2 protein-coding genes and 2 pseudogenes are annotated in these 1,670 nt (G+C 62.3%); all 4 read right to left on the bottom strand.

Going from position 1 to position 1,670, the window contains the following annotated elements; genetic code table 11:
• Positions 1-349, bottom strand: a pseudogene (locus EN935_RS34865) (EamA/RhaT family transporter); the annotation flags it as partial.
• Positions 350-470: 121 nt separating this feature from the next.
• Positions 471-830: a hypothetical protein gene (locus EN935_RS34860; RefSeq protein WP_127265649.1), complete on the bottom strand. Its 360-nt coding sequence runs from the start codon at positions 828-830 to the stop codon at positions 471-473.
• Positions 831-949: 119 nt separating this feature from the next.
• Positions 950-1,423, bottom strand: coding sequence for a hypothetical protein (locus EN935_RS34855; RefSeq protein WP_127265648.1), 474 nt, complete (start codon positions 1,421-1,423; stop codon positions 950-952).
• 53 nt (positions 1,424-1,476) lie between these two features.
• Positions 1,477-1,670 (bottom strand): annotated as a pseudogene (locus EN935_RS34850) (GTP 3',8-cyclase MoaA); the annotation flags it as partial.

Genomic DNA, 1,670 nt, shown 5'->3' with positions numbered 1-1,670 from the left:
AGACAAGTGCGGCCCCCATCGTCACCGCCAGCGGCAGCGCCTGCAGCACCGCCGAAACGTTGGCGATCGGCAAATGGGCGAGGGCGACGAGAAAACTCACAGTGGCGCCGGCCTCGCTGATCACGCGCAAAGCCACCAGCGGCTGCAGCATCAAACCCGGGCGGGAGAGCGCGCCGCGCTGCCAGGCGAGCAAGCCGACGAAAAGCGAAGCGAAAGCCCCACGGATCAACATGACCTGCGCCATGTTCATCGATTGCGACGAGTATTTGGTGATGGCGTCGTTAAGGCAGAAGCCGGCCATCGCCACCATCATGAACAACGCGCCGCGAAGATTTGGAGACAGGGGCAAGACGATTACCGGTTCCGCTTTGCAGCAAGCCTGTAACAGCCGGGCATGAAACCGCAACAGCAAAGGGCTGGGCCACAGCCTTGTTTGTGGCCCAGAAGATCGCCTGCAATGGCGGCAGAACTTACTTCTTCGGCGTCAGCACCTCGGTGCCATTGCCTTCCTTGCCGGCGATCGTCCACAGACCATGCAGCGAGCCGTCGTCCATCATCTTGTAGACGACGAGGCCGATATCCTTGCCCATGACATAGCCGGCGGAGAAGGCGTCATCGTTGCGCATGCAGATGCCGTCGGAAGATGAGCCGCCCGTCTCCCAGTGGATCGTGCAGGTCGTTCCGCTGGTCAGCGCGATGGTCGCCTCGCCGCCATAGGGCGATCCATCGAAGTTGGTGCCGGCGACGGTATAGGTGCCGCCGATCGACTGGGCCGCCGCGGGCAGGGCGGCGAGGCCAAGCAATGCAAGAGAAAGAACGAGTTTGCGCATGGTGTATTCCCCCTGTGAGCGAAGATTCCGCCGCGGGGAAGGCTAGGCCGGAACGTGCTGGCCGTAAATCCGGCTGCGGTTCGCGAACAAGACTTTTTCTGGGGTGTGGTCCGAAACCGTCATGGCCCCTTGAGACTGCCAGCGATGGCGCCGACCAGCGGATCGTATTTCGACTTCAGGGCCGGCGGATAGTCGACCCAGACCGTGCGGATGACGCCGTCTTTCCCGAACAGGCGCCGCTGGTAAAAGATCTTCCCATCCTTCACGCCCGAAAGCACCACCCAGTCCTTTCCGGCCTTGCTGTAGGTCACCTCGTAACCTGGCTCCTTGCTGGCCTTCTCCGCCGCGACGAAGCCTTTTGGCGCATCGTCGTCGATGTTGAGGATACCCGAGCATGTTAGGCTGGCACCATCGGTGCTCAGCCACACCTGTCCGTCGCCATTGTCGGGCTCGGGCTGGCGCTCGGTGAAAACATCGTCGGGAAAGGTGCAGACGGTGCCGAAGCGCTCGTTCACATAGGTGAACGGCGCGGCAATTATGGTGCTGGCCGCGAGCGCAGCGAAAAACGTCCCGATTGAAAAGAGCCGCCGCATGTCTTGCCCCGAAGTCGATGACCGCCCGGCAATTGGACAGATCGGCGGGAAGGTCAGCCGCCGGTGACGCTCATATGGCGCGATACCGATGGGCGGCTGGTGCGGCGGTCGATGATGAAGTCATGGCCTTTCGGCTTGCGGCCGATCGCTTCGTCTATCGCTTCGGCGACCAGTTCGTTGCCTTCGGAGGCGCGCAAGGGCGAGCGCAGGTCGGCTGCGTCTTCCTGGCCGAGGCACATATATAGGG

It is taken from the genome of Mesorhizobium sp. M7D.F.Ca.US.004.03.1.1 (genome assembly GCF_003998635.1).
GTDB lineage: Bacteria > Pseudomonadota > Alphaproteobacteria > Rhizobiales > Rhizobiaceae > Mesorhizobium > Mesorhizobium loti.
This window is presented reverse-complemented; position numbering and strand designations above follow the sequence as displayed.